At 62.9% G+C, this 15,582-nt stretch carries 11 protein-coding genes; 8 read left to right on the forward strand and 3 right to left on the reverse strand.

Annotated features, from left to right (window positions below; all coding sequences use genetic code 11):
• Positions 1 to 138: 138 nt before the first annotated feature.
• The 4 genes from AC3WJM_RS02820 to secA all read left to right on the forward strand — a co-directional run bounded on the left by AC3WJM_RS02820 (position 139) and on the right by secA (position 6,054).
• The gene (locus AC3WJM_RS02820; protein ID WP_492271165.1) at positions 139 to 1,017 is read left to right on the forward strand and encodes a ComF family protein; all 879 of its coding nucleotides are present in this window, start codon (positions 139 to 141) and stop codon (positions 1,015 to 1,017) included.
• Between the two features lie 158 nt (positions 1,018 to 1,175).
• Positions 1,176 to 1,901 (forward strand): ribosome hibernation-promoting factor, HPF/YfiA family, encoded by a 726-nt coding sequence (gene hpf / locus AC3WJM_RS02825; RefSeq protein WP_234748144.1) that lies wholly within the window; start codon positions 1,176 to 1,178, stop codon positions 1,899 to 1,901.
• Between the two features lie 32 nt (positions 1,902 to 1,933).
• The gene (locus AC3WJM_RS02830; protein WP_492271166.1) at positions 1,934 to 3,175 is read left to right on the forward strand and encodes a winged helix-turn-helix domain-containing protein; all 1,242 of its coding nucleotides are present in this window, start codon (positions 1,934 to 1,936) and stop codon (positions 3,173 to 3,175) included.
• Positions 3,176 to 3,309: 134 nt separating this feature from the next.
• Positions 3,310 to 6,054 (forward strand): preprotein translocase subunit SecA, encoded by a 2,745-nt coding sequence (gene secA / locus AC3WJM_RS02835; RefSeq protein ID WP_441432485.1) that lies wholly within the window; start codon positions 3,310 to 3,312, stop codon positions 6,052 to 6,054.
• Positions 6,055 to 6,195: 141 nt separating this feature from the next.
• Here the strand turns inward: secA and AC3WJM_RS02840 are convergent, their stop codons facing one another.
• Both AC3WJM_RS02840 and AC3WJM_RS02845 read right to left on the reverse strand, forming a co-directional pair.
• Complete coding sequence (locus AC3WJM_RS02840) at positions 6,196 to 6,711, reverse strand: Rv3235 family protein (protein WP_307053561.1); 516 nt, start codon at positions 6,709 to 6,711, stop codon at positions 6,196 to 6,198.
• 46 nt (positions 6,712 to 6,757) lie between these two features.
• Positions 6,758 to 7,546 carry a LysM peptidoglycan-binding domain-containing protein gene (locus AC3WJM_RS02845; protein WP_492271167.1) on the reverse strand — a complete coding sequence of 263 codons (789 nt, stop codon included), beginning with the start codon at positions 7,544 to 7,546 and terminating at the stop codon, positions 6,758 to 6,760.
• A 193-nt stretch (positions 7,547 to 7,739) separates the two neighbouring features.
• Here AC3WJM_RS02845 and AC3WJM_RS02850 point away from each other — a divergent pair, with 193 nt between their 5' ends.
• Positions 7,740 to 8,273, forward strand: a complete 534-nt coding sequence (locus tag AC3WJM_RS02850; protein ID WP_492271168.1) for a hypothetical protein — start codon at positions 7,740 to 7,742, stop codon at positions 8,271 to 8,273.
• 46 nt (positions 8,274 to 8,319) lie between these two features.
• Here the strand turns inward: AC3WJM_RS02850 and AC3WJM_RS02855 are convergent, their stop codons facing one another.
• On the reverse strand, positions 8,320 to 8,535 hold the full coding sequence (locus tag AC3WJM_RS02855; protein ID WP_059387549.1) for a helix-turn-helix domain-containing protein: 216 nt from the start codon (positions 8,533 to 8,535) through the stop codon (positions 8,320 to 8,322).
• A 152-nt stretch (positions 8,536 to 8,687) separates the two neighbouring features.
• Between AC3WJM_RS02855 and AC3WJM_RS02860 the strand changes: the two genes are divergently transcribed.
• From AC3WJM_RS02860 to AC3WJM_RS02870, 3 genes are read left to right on the forward strand one after another with little or no spacing between them, the layout of a single operon-like run.
• Positions 8,688 to 9,332, forward strand: coding sequence for a hypothetical protein (locus tag AC3WJM_RS02860; protein ID WP_492271169.1), 645 nt, complete (start codon positions 8,688 to 8,690; stop codon positions 9,330 to 9,332).
• A complete protein-coding gene (locus tag AC3WJM_RS02865) occupies positions 9,329 to 10,642 on the forward strand; it encodes a CpaE/TadZ family protein (protein WP_306961037.1) in 1,314 nt (437 codons plus the stop codon). The genes AC3WJM_RS02860 and AC3WJM_RS02865 overlap by 4 nt, the downstream gene beginning before the upstream one ends.
• A 57-nt stretch (positions 10,643 to 10,699) precedes the next feature.
• Complete coding sequence (locus AC3WJM_RS02870) at positions 10,700 to 15,553, forward strand: NAD-glutamate dehydrogenase (RefSeq protein ID WP_492271170.1); 4,854 nt, start codon at positions 10,700 to 10,702, stop codon at positions 15,551 to 15,553.
• Positions 15,554 to 15,582: the final 29 nt, after the last annotated feature.

Genomic DNA, 15,582 nt, shown 5'->3' on the forward strand with positions numbered 1-15,582 from the left:
ACCGCCTCCCTAACCTCGCTTCGCTCGGCCAGGGAACCCTGGCGGCGTGGGCCCACGTTCCGACAACGTCGCCACTTGTTCTCCACATAGCGCGGTTGGGGAGTGTTGGCAGCCGTCGAGGAGCCGGATGCTTGGGGCATGGGTACTGAGGGCCGTTGCCGGGTGCGTGACCCTGACCGCACTGTGGTCCCGAGTGACGACGCACGCCATCGGGGAGTCCATCCTGCACGATTGGCGAGGCTCGCGCAGGGCGTCGGTGAGGCCTTCGTCGAGCTGCTGGCTGTTCTGGCCCCTGTGGAATGTGTGTGCTGCGGTTTCGAAGATTCGGCGCTCTGCGGCACCTGTGCACGGCGACTGCGGCTGCTATGCGCCCGTCCGTTCCGCGCCGAAGGACAGGCACCGGCTTTGCTCACGGCGGAAGGGGCCGTGATCCTGCCCGTCGTCGCGGCCGGACACTACCGGGACGAACTGGCCCAAGCCCTGCTTTCTTTCAAGCATCTGGGCCAGGGACGGCTCGCCTCCGTACTCGCGCCTGCACTGGGCAAGGCCATCCGGTCTGCCGTTGGAGACGCGGCAGGCGTCTGCCTTATACCTGTTCCCAGCAGCAACGCGGCTTTCCGGCGCCGCGGATTCAGTCCGGTCCATCTCTTGCTTGGCCGCTTGGGACAACGTAGCGCTTTGCCGGGTCTGCATATGACGGATGCCTTGAAGAAGGCGCCCGGACCGGGAAGCGGGCAAAAGGGCTTGGGCCGCGGAGAGCGTGCGCGCCGTGTCCGTGGTTCCATGACCGTTCGCCTGTCCCGCAAAAGGTCATTGGAGGGCAGGGCATGCGTCATCGTCGACGACGTCCTCACTACGGGTGCGACCCTCGCCGAAGCCGCCCGGGCCGTGTCGTCGGCGGGAGGCGTGGTGTGCGGAGCGGTGGTCCTTGCCGCCACGCGGCCGCCGGCCGGAAGCGACCTACCTGCGGACGGGCTGGACACCCAGCCCGCGCCGACTCAAACAAAAAATAAGTGACGAAAGGATGAATTACCAGTGGCGATGAACTAACGTCGGTTATGGGTACCAAGAACAGATGTACCTGTCGATAGCGGCTCGGAAAGGGGCTCGACTGTCCGTCAGATCAGCCCCTAGAAGCGCCCTTATCGTGTCACCTGAGTTGTTTGGAGGGCACCATGGAGTTCATGATCAGCGGCCGTAATCTGACCGTTTCGGATCGCTTCCGCGAGTATGCCGGCGAGAAGATATCAAAGATTGAATCGCTTGGGGACAAGGTCCAGAGGGTCGACGCGAAGGTTTCAAAGGAAACCAACCCGCGCCAGACACCGGGCCAGCTCACGGTCGAAGTGACAGTTCTGGGCCGGGGCCCTGTGATCCGGGCCGAAGCGAGCGCCGCTGACAAGTTTGCCGCCTTTGATCTCGCCTATAGCAAGCTGCTGGAGAGGCTCCGCAGGGCCAAGGACCGCAAGAAGGTCCACCACGGCCGCCACACCCCCAAAGCCGTTCGTGAGGCTACTGCGACGCTCGAGCCGGCCAGCGCGAGCGAACCCATTTACGTAGAGGCAAGCAACCACCAGGAGCCAACGACGCCACCGGTGGAGACCTCGCCCTACGACGTCGACAACGACATTCCGGCCGGTGATTCCCCGGTCCTGATTCGTCGCAAGGTTTTCCCCGCCGCTTCGCTCACCCTTGATGACGCGGTGGACAACATGGAATTGGTGGGCCACAATTTCTACCTGTTCGTGGACAAGGAAACAAACACGCCGTCGGTCGTCTACCGCCGCCGTGGCTGGACATATGGAGTAATCACTCTGGACTCCACATGCGAACCAGGAGACGAACCCGTGGAGGAAAAGATCCACGCTTACCGTTCGAATGACCAAGCCGCCACAGCCTAGCTTGCATTCGTAATTCCCATGAAAGGACTGGCATGGCCGCTTCGCTGAGCCTGTTGCAGGCACGGCGGATTGCATTGGCAGCCCAAGGACTGGACAAGGAACGGCCCACCGGCCCCGTGACTTCGCGGGCGGTGGGCCGCACCTTTGCCCGCCTCCACGTGGTGCAGATCGACTCCGTCAATGTCCTCTCGCGCAGCCACTACCTTCCTTTCTTCTCAAGGCTTGGCAACTACGACCGGAGCATCCTTCATGCGATGGCCGGGCGAAGTCCACGGCGCATGATGGAATACTGGGCGCACGAGGCGAGCTTCATCCGCCCGGAACACTTCCAGGATCTGCTGCTCTGGCAAAACCGCGCATGGGTGGGCGCAGCCCACTTGGAACATGGACTCCGGGAGGACATGGCCAACCGGATCCTCGATACGCTCGCAACCGGGCGCCCCATGACTGCCGCACAATTGACGGCCCACCTAGGGCACCAGGAAGACCGGCAGCACGATAACTGGGGGTGGAACTGGAACCTGGTCAAGAGGGTTTTGGAGCACTTGTTTGAAGAGGGGCTCGTGACGGCCGCGTCGAGGACAGAGCAGTTCGAGCGCCGGTACACGCTGACATCGCGGGTCCTGCCATCGGGATTGCCTGCGGTCATCCCCAGAGCAGGAGCCCTCCCGGACGGCGGCTCCGAGCTGTCGACGGCGGCAATGGACCGACTGATCGACGCGGCAGCCCAGGCCCATGGAATCGGATCAATCCGCTGCTTCGCCGATTACTTCCGGACTCCGGTGAAGGCAGCTGCAGCATCGATCGACAGGCTCGTTGCCGCCGACCGCCTGGAGCCCGTCACGGTGCGTGGTTGGGACCGGGCCTTGTACCGGCACGCGGAGGCCCGTCTTCCCAGGGCCGCCACGGGCCGTGCCCTGCTCAGCCCGTTTGATTCACTGGTCTTTGAGCGTAGAAGGCTCGAGGAGTTGTTCGGCTTCCATTACCGGATCGAGATCTACACGCCTGCGGAGAAACGCAAGTTCGGGTATTACGTGCTGCCCTTCCTCCTCCGGGACGCAGTGGTCGCGCGCGTAGACCTCAAGGCCGACCGCGCAGCCAAGCAGCTTCTGGTGCGTGCCGCCCACGGCGAGCCGGACGCACCGGCGGACACCGCCGTCGAGCTTGCCGCCGAGCTGCGGCTTATGGCGCAGTGGTTGGGACTCGACGACGTCGTCGTGTCACCGATGGGCGATCTCTCGTCGCCGCTTGCCTCGGCAGTGGCCCGCGGCTGAGGTCATGGGTCTCCGGCGGTGGCCTGCGGGCGCCTTGCGCTCCGCTCTCAGGGAAACGGGGCCGCGTGGCGTTGGTCTCTCCCGTAGACTGAAACCGCCAGAATTCGGCAGCTTGAGACTGGGAGCAACTTTACGTGGCATCACTTATCGAAAAACTTCTCCGCACGGGTGACAAAAAAACCCTGAGGCAACTGCGGACCTACGCCGATTCCATCAACGCCCTCGAAGACTCCTTCAAGACCTTCTCCGATGCCGAATTGCGCGAGGAGACGGACAGGCTGCGCGCCCGCCACGAGGACGGCGAGAAGCTGGACGATCTCTTGCCGGAGGCTTTCGCAGCGGTGCGTGAAGCTTCCTCCCGCACCTTGGGGATGCGCCACTTCGATGTCCAGCTCATGGGTGGGGCCGCCCTCCACCTGGGCAATATCGCCGAAATGAAGACCGGTGAAGGAAAGACCCTTGTGGCCACCGCTCCGGCCTTCCTCAATGCCCTGACAGGCAAGGGCGTGCACGTCGTTACAGTCAACGACTACCTCGCCGAATACCAGTCCGAACTCATGGGCCGTGTCTATCGCTTCCTTGGCCTCAGCAGCGGTTGCATCCTGTCGAACCAGGATCCCGAAGTGCGCCGTCAGATGTACGCGGCAGACATCACCTACGGCACCAACAACGAATTCGGCTTCGACTACTTGCGCGACAACATGGCGTGGGACAAATCCGAGCTTGTGCAGCGCGGCCACAACTACGCGATTGTCGACGAAGTGGACTCCATCCTCATCGACGAAGCCCGTACTCCGCTCATTATTTCCGGTCCTGCCCAGGGTGACACCAACCGCTGGTACAGCGAATTCGCCAAGGTCGTGCAGCGCCTCCAGGCTGAAGTCGACTACGAGGTCGACGAAAAGAAACGGACGGTCGGTGTTCTCGAAGCCGGCATCGAGAAGGTCGAAGACTACCTCGGCATCCAGAACCTGTACGAATCCGCCAACACCCCGCTTATCGGCTTCCTGAACAACGCCATCAAAGCCAAAGAGCTCTTTAAGCGGGACAAGGACTACGTCATCCTCGACGGCGAAGTCCTCATTGTTGACGAACACACCGGCCGTATCCTCGCCGGACGGCGTTACAACGAAGGCATGCACCAGGCGATCGAGGCCAAGGAAAACGTCGAGATCAAGGCTGAGAACCAGACTCTCGCCACTGTGACCTTGCAGAACTACTTCCGCATGTACTCCAAGCTCTCGGGCATGACCGGCACGGCTGAAACCGAAGCCGCCGAGTTCATGAGCACCTACAAGCTTGGCGTGGTACCCATTCCCACCAACCGGGACATGCAGCGCATCGACCAGTCGGACCTCGTGTACAAGAACGAAATCGTGAAGTTCGAAGCCGTCGTGAAGGACATCGCGGAACGGCACGAGAAGGGCCAACCCGTGCTCGTCGGCACTACCAGCGTTGAGAAGAGCGAATACCTTGCCAAGCTGCTGGCCAAAGAGGGCATCCGGCACGAGGTCCTGAACGCAAAGAACCACGCACGCGAGGCCGCGATTGTCGCGCAAGCGGGACGCAAGGGCGCCGTCACGGTCGCCACCAACATGGCTGGCCGCGGTACTGACATCATGCTGGGCGGAAACGCCGAGTTCACGGCCATCGCCGAACTGGCAAAGCGGGGCCTGGACCCTGAGGAAAACTCCGAGGAGTACGAGGCCGCATGGCCCGAAGCGCTCGAAGCGGCCAAGCAGGCAGTCAAGGACGAGCATGAGGAAGTGCTTGAACTTGGCGGGTTGTATGTGCTGGGCACGGAACGCCACGAATCCCGTCGAATCGACAACCAGCTGCGTGGCCGCTCGGGCCGCCAGGGCGACCCGGGGGAGTCCCGCTTCTACCTCTCGCTGACCGATGACCTCATGAGGCTCTTCAACTCCGGCGCTGCCGAGCGCCTCATGAACAGCTCGGTACCGGACGATGTTGCACTCGAATCCAAGCTCGTGTCCCGCGCGATCGCTTCGGCCCAGGGCCAGGTTGAAGGGCGGAACGCCGAGCAGCGCAAGAACGTCCTCAAGTACGACGACGTCCTGAACCGCCAGCGTGAAGCCATCTATGGCGACCGCCGGAGGATCCTTGAAGGCGACGACCTGCACGAAAAGGTCCAGTTCTTCCTGGAAGACACCATCAATGCCTTGATCGATGCCGCGACGGCAGAGGGAACCGGCGATGACTGGGACTTCCACCAGCTGTGGACCAACCTCAAGACCCTGTACCCGGTAACTGTTACGGCCCAGGACGTCATCGACGAAGCCGGCGGGAAGGCGCGGGTGTCCGTTGAATTCCTTAAAAACGAGATCCTTTCGGACGCCCAGCTCGTTTACAAGGAGCGGGAAGAAGCCATTGGCGCCGAGAACATGCGCGAGCTTGAGCGCAGGGTTGTCCTCTCGGTCCTTGGCCGCAAGTGGCAGGAACACCTCTATGAGATGGACTACCTCAAAGAAGGCATTGGCCTGCGCGCGATGGCCCAAAGGGATCCCCTGGTCGAGTACCAGCGTGAAGGATTCACGATGTTCCAGAGCATGATGGAAGCCATCCGCGAAGAGAGCGTGGGCTTCCTCTACAACCTGGAAGTGGAAGTAACGCCCGCCGAAGACGTGGTGGTAGTGGATGGCAGCCCTGAAGGCGGTCACGTGGAACATCACGATCCGCAGATCCGCGCGGCCGGCCTCGAAGCCCCGGAAAAGCCTGTTCAGCTGCAGTACACGGCGCCTGGTGAAGACGGCGCGAGCCAGACCCGCGTCGAGGGGAGGGCCTCGGGCCGCTCAGGCAACCCCGCCAAGGCTGCCGCTGATGACAAGCAACGCGGATCCAACAGGAAGAAGCGCCGCTGACACTGCGACTGCCTGACGCATGTAGCTGACGCCCGCAGCCTCCGGACGTTTCCAATAAGCCGATGCCTGCAGCGAAAACGGAGAGGGACCAGAACGCGCGTTCTGGTCCCTCTCCGTTTTCGCGTGCTTTGAACCGGGCCGTCAGCCGATTTCGAGGGCGGTAACCCGCCATGCGCCGTTGATCCCTTCAAGCCTCATGGCTACGGCGCGGGAGCGGAGTTCTTCCGAGACAACCAAGCTGGCCTCGTACACTCCGTCGTTCACCGCGCAGACACGCACGGAACGGACCATTGGACTTCGGTGAAGGCGCGACTGCCCACCCGGGGCGTTGGCAGCATGGGCTCGCGTCAATGCGGCACGGTGTTGAAGGGCGCTGAGGCATCCGGGATCCAGGGTCCGTGAGAGCTGTTGCGCCGGCCGGGTGCCTGCAAGGACCTCGAGCGCGGCTTGGGCGATGCTGCGGGCCAGTGCGCGGATTTCGCCGTCGAGACTGCGGATCTGGGCCGCTTTGCGGGCAGGAGATGGCCCCCCGCCCGACGGCCCGTCCGTTCGGGCTTTCGCACGAGGGGAAGCCATGATCGAACGGGAGGCAATGGGTGGCGAAGCCGCCTGAAGGACTTCATTCGGCACGCTGCGGACGGCTGGTGATGCGCTCATGGACTTCCTCGGTTACGGATCGCTGGTTGGTGGTGGTTGGGCTGGGTCACTGGTTCGGCGGTGGTTGGAGGACCTGACCCGGTAGGAGGAGCCCAGGGTCGTCTCCAATGACATGCCGGTTGGTGGAGTACCACCTCGGCCAGTGGTGGGAAATGTCGACGTCGCTGGCCATGGGGCCCAGCTGCCGGGCGGCAATCGACCACAGTGAATCGCCCTGTTTCACCACCACTTCGCGTTGATTTGGCGAAGCAGGCTGTTCGGCGCCACGCTGGGGCCCGTTACCCAGGAGCCCGGGCGCAGTGGCAGGTGCGCGGGGTTGCCAATGCGGGTTGATCTCCAACGAGCCGGACTCAAACGAGGGAATGGCCGGGAGATGGGGAGAAGGACTAGGGGAGGGTTTCCATTGGGCAGAGATGCCGCTCGACGAGTTTGAGCCGTTCGCCGGGCTCCACGCTGCTTCAAACTGTGCCGGTGCCGCATTCGCCACGGGGATTCCCGCGAGGTTCAGGCCCAGAATTGCAACGGCCAGTCTGCGCATGAACGCAGGGCTGAGTTTGGCGGTGGCGCTCGCGCAGCGGTTCTTTCCCATTTGCTGGAGGAGCGCGGCGGCCATTGCCAGGATGAACGTGGCGATCCACCAGGCGCCGATCCCCAGACCGGAGGCAGTTGCGACAAATCCCAGGAGGTCTTCGAACATGGGTGTCTGGAGTCGTCCTGCCGCGGAGTTCCATCGGTCAACCAAGATCAGTCCAGTGACAGCGAGCAAAAGGGCGAGCACCAGGATGGTCACCGCCATTGCAACATCGTTCCGAACGGGCCTGTTCGTCTGTTCCATGGGTTCCCCTTACCCAGTTGATGCAAGTATGTGCAATTTGATGCTATTTAATGATGTTTGAATTATTTTGGTCACAACGAGTGGCATTTGTCTAGGAATGGATTGTCGATGAAGAAAGATTGACCGTCGAGGGATGCCCGCTTACGCTGACGCAATGCGTTGGGATGCTCTGTTTGAAGACATGGAGGCACAGTTGGCCTCTGAACGATTGCTGGGACTTGAATCGGAAATTTCAGAGCGGGCACGTGTGGAGATCGCCGGAATCGACGTCTCCGACAGGCTGCGTGGCGCGATCGGCCGGAAGATTGATGTGAAGCTCCGATCCGGAACGCAGGTGTCAGGGACGCTTAGTCATGTCGGGAGCGAATCGGTGGTTTTGGACGAAGGTCGCCACCAGTGGTTGGTGCCCGTCGCGGCGGCTTTGGCGTATCAGGGCCTGGGCCGGCAGGTCCGGGCTGGCCAATCGAAGGCATCACAGCGGCTTGGCCTGGCCAGCGCACTGCGAATGCTGGCCCGTGACAGGGCGGAACTGGCGGTTCATCTGCTTGAGTTGGCGCAGGAGGAGCGGACGATGCGGGGCGTCATTGATCGCGTCGGCAAGGACCACTTTGATCTCGCGGTGATGTTGCCGGGCGAGGTCCGCCGGTCCGGGAACGTCGTATCTGTGGCAACAATTCCGTTCCAGTCACTTGCCGCGCTGCGTTCATTGCGGGGCCAGGACTTCTAGCCCGGCCGGCTCCCCGCCGTCGTTGTCCTGGGGCGCTGGACGGAGATCAGGACGACTTGGATTTGGCCTCTTGGATGATCCTGCTGGCCTCGGCGTAGCGTTCCTCGATGTACTGCTCCAGCATCTTTTCTTCGACGCGCCACTGGCCCCTGCCGCCCACTTGGATGGCCTTGAGCTCACCGCTTCGCACCAGAGCGTATGCCTGCGGCGAGTTGATCTGAAGCTGTTCGGCGACATCAGCGAGGGTGAGGAATCGGGGCATGCATCCATTTTGCCACTGTTCGATCCACTTGCCGCGGTTATCCACAGGTTGATGTAATTTGAGGCATGTGGCTTTCGGAAGGGACCCAGATGCGGTCAGAATAAAGGCCACTGAAGGTCGACGCCGACTAACAAAACAAACGGGGGAGCAGGATGGGTGTAACTACCGGGGCCGCTGCAGCGCGGCTCAGGAAACCGTCATGGAGGGATCCGCGGCTTTTGGTGGGGATTCTCCTGGTCTTGGCATCGCTGGCCGGCGTCATCGCCCTCGTTGGAACCGCTGACCGCACCATTCAGGTCTATGCGGCGCGCGAGTCGATTGCCGTGGGCCAGAAAGTCAGCAAGGACGATCTTGCGGTTGTCAAGGTCCGGCTCGACGACGTTGAGTCCAGCTATGTCACTCTGGCTGGCGGTCTGCCGGAGGGAAGAGTTGCCATCCAGCGAATTGCCAAGAACCAACTCGTCCCGCAGGAAAGCCTGGGCGCCGCCGACTCCTTGGACCGCAAGCCGGTGGCGATCGCGATCCAGGAATCGCTGCCTTCCCAGGCTGTGGCAGGATCCCGCGTCGACGTCTGGGTGGCCCACCCCGATGTGCGCAACGGTTTCGGCACGCCGCAGTTGCTGTTGCCCGGCGCGGAGATCGCCCAGGTCACGGAGGGTGCCTCCACCCTTGGAGCGTCCAAGGAGAAGGTGGTTCTGGTCCTGGTGACCGATGAGCAGATGCCGAACCTTCTTGGTGCGCAGGCAAACAAAGCGAAGATTGCCGTGGTGTGGAATCCGGGCGGTGCCAGCAAGTGAGTATCCCGGTTGTCACAGTCGGGCAATCCCGGGAAGATTTGGTCGGCGGACTCGAACGGCTCCACGGGCCGGTGACGGTGGTGCGTCGGTGTGGTGAACTCGCCGAACTCCTGGCCGCATGCCAAAGCGGTCTCGCCCGCGCCGCCGTCATCGCCGAAGGCGCTGGGGAATTGACGGCGTCGCTGGTCGACCGGCTGGCGGCTGTCGGAGTCTCCATCGTCGCCCTGAGCGACGATCCGGGAGAGGAGGGCCGCCTGCGCAGCATCGGCGTCGTGACGGCGTCGCTCGATGTGGATTCGGCAACGCTGGCGTCGAGGATCTCCGATGCCGTAGGCCAGTTGCCCGGACAAGGAAGACGACGCGCGGAGCCTCGGGATTCCGGGTTTGCGGATACCGCGGCAGAACTCCGTCCCACCGATGCGCCGGAAGAACCGGAACACGTGCCGGCCGGGGCTGGCCGGATCATCGCGGTCTGGGGGCCTACCGGGGCGCCTGGCAGGACTCTTGTGGCGGTCAACATTGCTGCAGAGTTGGCGGCGGAAGGCAAGTCAGTGATTCTCCTCGATGCAGACAGCTACGGGGCCAGCGTCGCGGCTTCGCTGGGCTTGCTGGACGAATCCGCCGGACTGGCGCAGTCTTGTCGACTGGCGGACCAAGGATTGCTGGATACCGAATCGCTCAAGCGGATCGCCGCGCCGGTCTTCGCCAAAACCACCAGCTTCCGGGTTCTTACCGGCATTACGCGCGCGGACCGGTGGACGGAGCTCCGGGCCGCCGCGCTCTCTTCGGTGCTTGAGCTCTCCAAGGAGATCGCGGACGTCGTCGTAGTCGACGCAGGTTTCTGCCTTGAAGCGGACGAAGAACTCAGCTTCGACACGATGGCCCCTCGACGCAATGCCGCGACCCTCCGCAGTATCGAACTGGCGGACACCGTTTACGCCGTCGGCGCGGCCGATGCCGTTGGCGTTCCGCGACTCGTGCGTGGCCTCGCGGAGCTCGAACAGGCTGTCCCGCACGCGGCTCCCCGAGTGGTTTTGAACAAGGTCCGGGCCGCATCCGCTGGCCGCTCACCCGAACGTGAACTCCGTGAAGCATGGGAGCGGTACGGACCCAATCAAGGCATCGAAGCGTTCCTGCCATCCGATCCTGAAGCCTGCGACGTGGCCCTGTTGTCCGGCTCTGTCCTCTTCGAGGCTGCGCCCGAATCTCCATTGCGGCTCGCCATCGCAAATATGGTATGTGCACCTGTCCAGCAAAATCGCAAATCCTCTGTCATTTATTCCAGAGCAAGGCGTCGTCTAAAGCGTTAGGCTCGCCATGTGGGCTGCAAGGACGCAGCAATTGAGATGTGATGGAGGCGTTTGTCGATGTCGTCAGGATCCAGCGTGGAGGATCGTTCTAAACCTGCAGTAGTCCGGGAGGGATTCTTCGGGGACTACTACGAGCATCTCGCTGAGGAGGACGCCCGCGGGTACGCTGCCGAGCAGTTGACCTCCAGGGCGGCGGCACACCGGGAAGCGGGGCAGAGCCGCAAGCCGGGCACTGCCAACGTCAGGATCGCCAATGAGGGTGACCGCAGCATTCTGTACATCGTCACGGATGACATGCCGTTCCTCGTGGACTCGGTGAACGCCGAACTCGTTCGCCAGAACTGCGCTATCCGGCTCGTCATGCACCCGCTCTTCGTGGTTTCGCGTGACCACCTCACCGGCGACCTGTCCGACATTGCCCGGGTGCCGTCGAACATCGGCATCTCGAGCGGTGACACCGCGGCGATGCCGAACATCGCCCATCTGATCGCCCAAGGTGACAACGTCTCCCACATGGAGTCGTGGATCGCCGTCGAGGTTGACAGGGTGGCCGACGACTTCCAGAAGGAACTCGTGGACGGAATCCACCGCGTCCTGAACGACGTCCGGGCCGCCGTCGAAGACTGGCCCAAAATGCGCACGAAGGCGCTCGAGCTGGCATCGTCCCTGGACAAAGTGGCCCACCCGGAAGACATCGCGGAACTCAGGCAAGCGCAGGACCTGCTGCGTTGGTTGGACAACGGCAACTTCACGTTCCTTGGTTACCGGGAATACGACCTCATCACCGAGAACGGTGAAGACGTACTCGAGTTGCGTGAAGCAAGCGGTCTGGGACTCTTGAGGGCGGGGGACCACCCGCACCAAATCCAGCACCTCACCGATGCCGGACGCCGGAAGGCGCGCGAGAAGCGTGCCTTGGTCATCACCAAAGCCAACTCGCGGTCCACCGTTCACCGCCCTGCGTACCTGGACTACATCGGTGTCAAGAGCTTCGACGTTGCCGGCAACGTCAACGGTGAGCGCCGCTTCATCGGCCTCTTCGCAACGAGCGCGTACACCGGTTCCGTAAGGAACATCCCGATCGTTCGGGAAAAGGTCGACGCCGTGCTCCGCTCGGCCGGTTTCCCCCAGGACTCACACTCTGGCAAAGACCTCGTCGGTATCCTCGAGACCTACCCCCGTGACGAACTCTTCCAGATAGAGACCGAGGACCTGGCAGCAACGGCTTTGGGCATTCAGCGTCTGCAGGAGCGGCGTCGTACGAAGCTCTTCCTGCGCCCGGACATCTATGGGCGATTCATGTCGGCATTGGTCTACCTGCCCCGTGACCGCTACACCACCAACGTCCGGCAGCGAATTGAACAGGAACTCCGCGAGACCTTCGAAGCCGAGAGCATCGACTACGAGGCCCGGATCACGGAGTCCGCACTCTCAAGGGTGTTCTTCCGTATCCGGCTCCCGCGGGAGGCTGAGCTTCGCGACGTCGACGCCGGTGAACTCGAAAAGCGGCTTGTCCGGGCTTCGCGGTCCTGGGCCGAAGGAATTGCGGAGGTGCTCCGCGAGAACACCAGCGGTTTGGATGCCGAGCGGTTGTCCGCCCTGTGGGCAGATGCGTTCCCCGCCGGCTACCGGGTCGACTACGAAGTCGAAGACGCCCTCAAGGACATTGAGCGTTTCGAGAAGTATGCCGCCACAACCGACCGCGACGCCGTCGCTGTCCAGGCGGTCCCCGGCGTGCATGTCTACCTGCCCAACGGCGCCGGCGAACTGCTCGAAGAGGATGCCCGCGTCAAGCTCTACCTTTTGGAACCGAAGAGCCTGAGCCAGATCCTGCCCTACTTCCACAATCTTGGCCTTGAGGTTCTCGATGAGCGGCCTTTCGAGATTGAGACTGCCGACCACCGGGACTTCTTCCTCTACGACCTTGGCCTGAAGTACCCCGCCGGTGTCGATCCCGTGGCTACCGGCCAGCTCTTGGCGGACTCCTTCAGCGCCGCCGTGACCGGTGCGGTGGAGTCCGACAGTTTCGACCGGCTCGTCCTCCGGGAAGGTATCCACTGGCGGCAGGTTGTCATGCTCCGCGCCTATGCGAAGTACATGCGCCAGATGGGGAACACCAACTCCTTCGAGTTCATAGCGGATACCCTCCTCGCCAACCCGGAGGTTGCCCGCGGCCTTATTGACCTCTTTGGGGCGCGCTTCGATCCGTCGTCGCCTGACGCCGCGCGTCCGGCCCGCCAGGAGGGCGCCCGCGCCGCACTGGCCGAAGCAATTGACCAGGTGGCAACGCTCGACGCCGACCGGGTCCTGCGGACTTTCGTCAACCTCATCGAGTCGACGCTGCGCACGAACTACTTCCAGGGCAAGTCGTACGTCAGCTTCAAGCTGGATCCGACCACGATCGACGGACTGCCGTTCCCGCGGCCAAAGTACGAGATCTGGGTGTACTCGCCTCGCGTTGAAGGCGTGCACTTGCGCTTCGGCAAGGTGGCCCGTGGCGGTTTGCGGTGGTCGGACCGCCGTGAAGACTTCCGGACCGAGATCCTCGGGCTGGTCAAGGCACAGACCGTCAAGAACGCCGTGATTGTGCCGACCGGTGCCAAGGGCGGATTCTTCGCGAAGCAACTTCCGGATCCGGCACTTGACCGTGCCGCATGGATGGCCGAGGGCATCGAAAGCTACAAGACCTTCATCCGCGGCCTGCTCGACCTCACCGACAACCTCGTGACCACAGCCGACGGCGAGAAGATTGTGCCGCCGTCGGACGTTGTCCGTCAGGATGACGACGATTCGTACCTGGTGGTGGCAGCTGACAAGGGCACCGCTACCTTCTCGGACACCGCGAACGGCCTGGCCGCCGAGTATGGATTCTGGCTGGGGGACGCATTCGCTTCCGGTGGTTCCGTGGGGTACGACCACAAGGCCATGGCCATTACGGCCCGCGGCGCATGGGAGTCGGTCAAGCGCCACTTCAGCGAGCTGGACCTTGACACCCAGAGCGAGGAATTCACCGTGGTTGGCGTCGGCGACATGTCCGGCGACGTGTTCGGCAACGGAATGCTGCTTTCCAAGCACATCCGCCTGCTGGCCGCCTTCGACCACCGCCACATCTTCCTGGACCCGACGCCGGACGCGGCTTCGTCCTTCGGCGAGCGGCAGCGTCTCTTCGAGCTTCCCCGCTCCTCCTGGGACGACTACGACCGCTCGCTCATCAGCGCAGGCGGCGGGGTCTACCCCCGCCAGGCCAAGGTCATCCCGATCTCGCCGGAAGTCCGCCGTGCCCTTGGCCTGCCGGACGGAACGGTTCAGCTGAGTCCGCCTGAACTTCTGCGTGCAATCCTCCTCGCTCCGGCCGATCTCCTCTACAACGGCGGAATCGGAACGTACATCAAGGCCAGCACCGAGTCCCACGCCGAGGTGGGAGACAAGGCAAACGACGTCATCCGCGTGAACGGGCGCGAACTCCGCGTCAAAGTCGTGGGCGAAGGCGGCAACCTCGGAATGACGCAGCGCGGACGTATCGAGGCCGCTCTGCAGGGTGTCATCCTCAACACCGACGCAATCGACAACTCTGCCGGCGTCGATTGCTCCGACCATGAAGTCAACATCAAGATCTTCGTCGACCGGATGGTTGCCGCAGGAAAACTGGATGCTTCCGAGCGCACCTCGTTCCTCGCCGACATGACCGACGAGGTCGGGCGCCTTGTGCTCGAAGACAATATCGATCAGAACATCCTCTTGCTCAACGACCGCACTCGCGTCGCCGAATGGAGCCCGAGCTACGAGCGCCTGATGGACTGGCTCGAGAAGTCCGCCGACCTCAAACGGGACGTCGAAGCGCTGCCGACCACCGAGACGCTTCGCGAACGGTTGGAACAGGGCCAGGGCCTGACGTCCCCGGAACTGTCCGTGCTCGCCGCCTACGCCAAGATCGAATTGGGCTCGGCATTGCGGGACAGTGATCTGGCGGATGACCCCTGGTTCCGTAAGACGATCCGCTCCTACTTCCCGAAGCAGCTCCGAGAGCGGTTCGACGCGGAACTGGACACCCATCCCTTGCGCCGCGAAATCATCGCCACCGTGGTGGCCAACGATATGATCAACCTGGGCGGGATCACCTTCGCCTTCCGCACCATGGAGGAGACCTCGGCTACCGAGGTCGCCGTCGCCAAGGCGTTCGTAGCCCTCCGTGAGATCTACGAACTCGAGTCGATGGTGCGGGAGCTCAATGCCCTGCCTGCCTCGTTCCCCACGGAACACTGGAGCACCGTCCACCTCGACATCCGGAGGCTTCTGGACCGTGCCGTTCGCTGGTTGCTGAGCCAGGGCAACGCCTCGAAGCCGATCTCGGAGATCGTCGCGGAATTCAAGCCGATGATGGATCCGATGCGGGCCCGGGTGCTCGACTACTTGCGCGGCAGCGACAAAGAGCGCGTTACCGGCTGGCTCGAAAAGGCGCGCTCGTGGGGCCTTCCCGACACGCTCGCCCATCGCTGGGCCGAGCTGTTCGAGAGCTTCGTGCTCCTGGACATCGCCAAGATCACGCACAGCCGCGACGCCCGTGTGGAAGAGGTCAGCCACGTCTACTACACGGTATTCGACCGCTTCCACGTCGATTCATTGCTGGAGCGAATTACCGCGCTCCCGCGCGATGACCGCTGGCAGGCTCTTGCCCGTGCAGCCCTGCGCGACGACCTCTACTCGACCGTAGCGGACATGACGACATCGGTGCTCGAATCGACCGACGCCGACCTCGACGCCGAGGCCCGTTTGCGGGCCTGGGAAGGCATCAATGCCGAGCAATTGGGCCGCGCGAAGAGCATGTTCGACGAGGTCAACGCGCTGGAGGCCGACGACATGGCTTCTCTGTCGGTAGCATTGAGGCTCTTGAGGTCAATCGTTCGACGCTAGGGACAAGCCCGGGCGTTATATGGAGGTGC

Source organism: Arthrobacter sp. FW306-1B-G06A (assembly GCF_058781765.1).

Excerpts from the sequence above, each read along its gene's own strand:
- hpf (WP_234748144.1), top strand. The coding sequence starts at position 1,176 with ATGGAGTTCATGATCAGCGGCCGTAATCTGACCGTTTCGGATCGCTTC.
- AC3WJM_RS02845 (WP_492271167.1), bottom strand. The coding sequence starts at position 7,546 with ATGGAACAGACGAACAGGCCCGTTCGGAACGATGTTGCAATGGCGGTG.
- AC3WJM_RS02840 (WP_307053561.1), bottom strand. The coding sequence starts at position 6,711 with ATGAGCGCATCACCAGCCGTCCGCAGCGTGCCGAATGAAGTCCTTCAG.
- AC3WJM_RS02860 (WP_492271169.1), top strand. The coding sequence starts at position 8,688 with ATGGGTGTAACTACCGGGGCCGCTGCAGCGCGGCTCAGGAAACCGTCA.
- AC3WJM_RS02830 (WP_492271166.1), top strand. The coding sequence starts at position 1,934 with ATGGCCGCTTCGCTGAGCCTGTTGCAGGCACGGCGGATTGCATTGGCA.
- AC3WJM_RS02820 (WP_492271165.1), top strand. The coding sequence starts at position 139 with ATGGGTACTGAGGGCCGTTGCCGGGTGCGTGACCCTGACCGCACTGTG.
- AC3WJM_RS02855 (WP_059387549.1), bottom strand. The coding sequence starts at position 8,535 with ATGCCCCGATTCCTCACCCTCGCTGATGTCGCCGAACAGCTTCAGATC.
- AC3WJM_RS02870 (WP_492271170.1), top strand. The coding sequence starts at position 10,700 with ATGTCGTCAGGATCCAGCGTGGAGGATCGTTCTAAACCTGCAGTAGTC.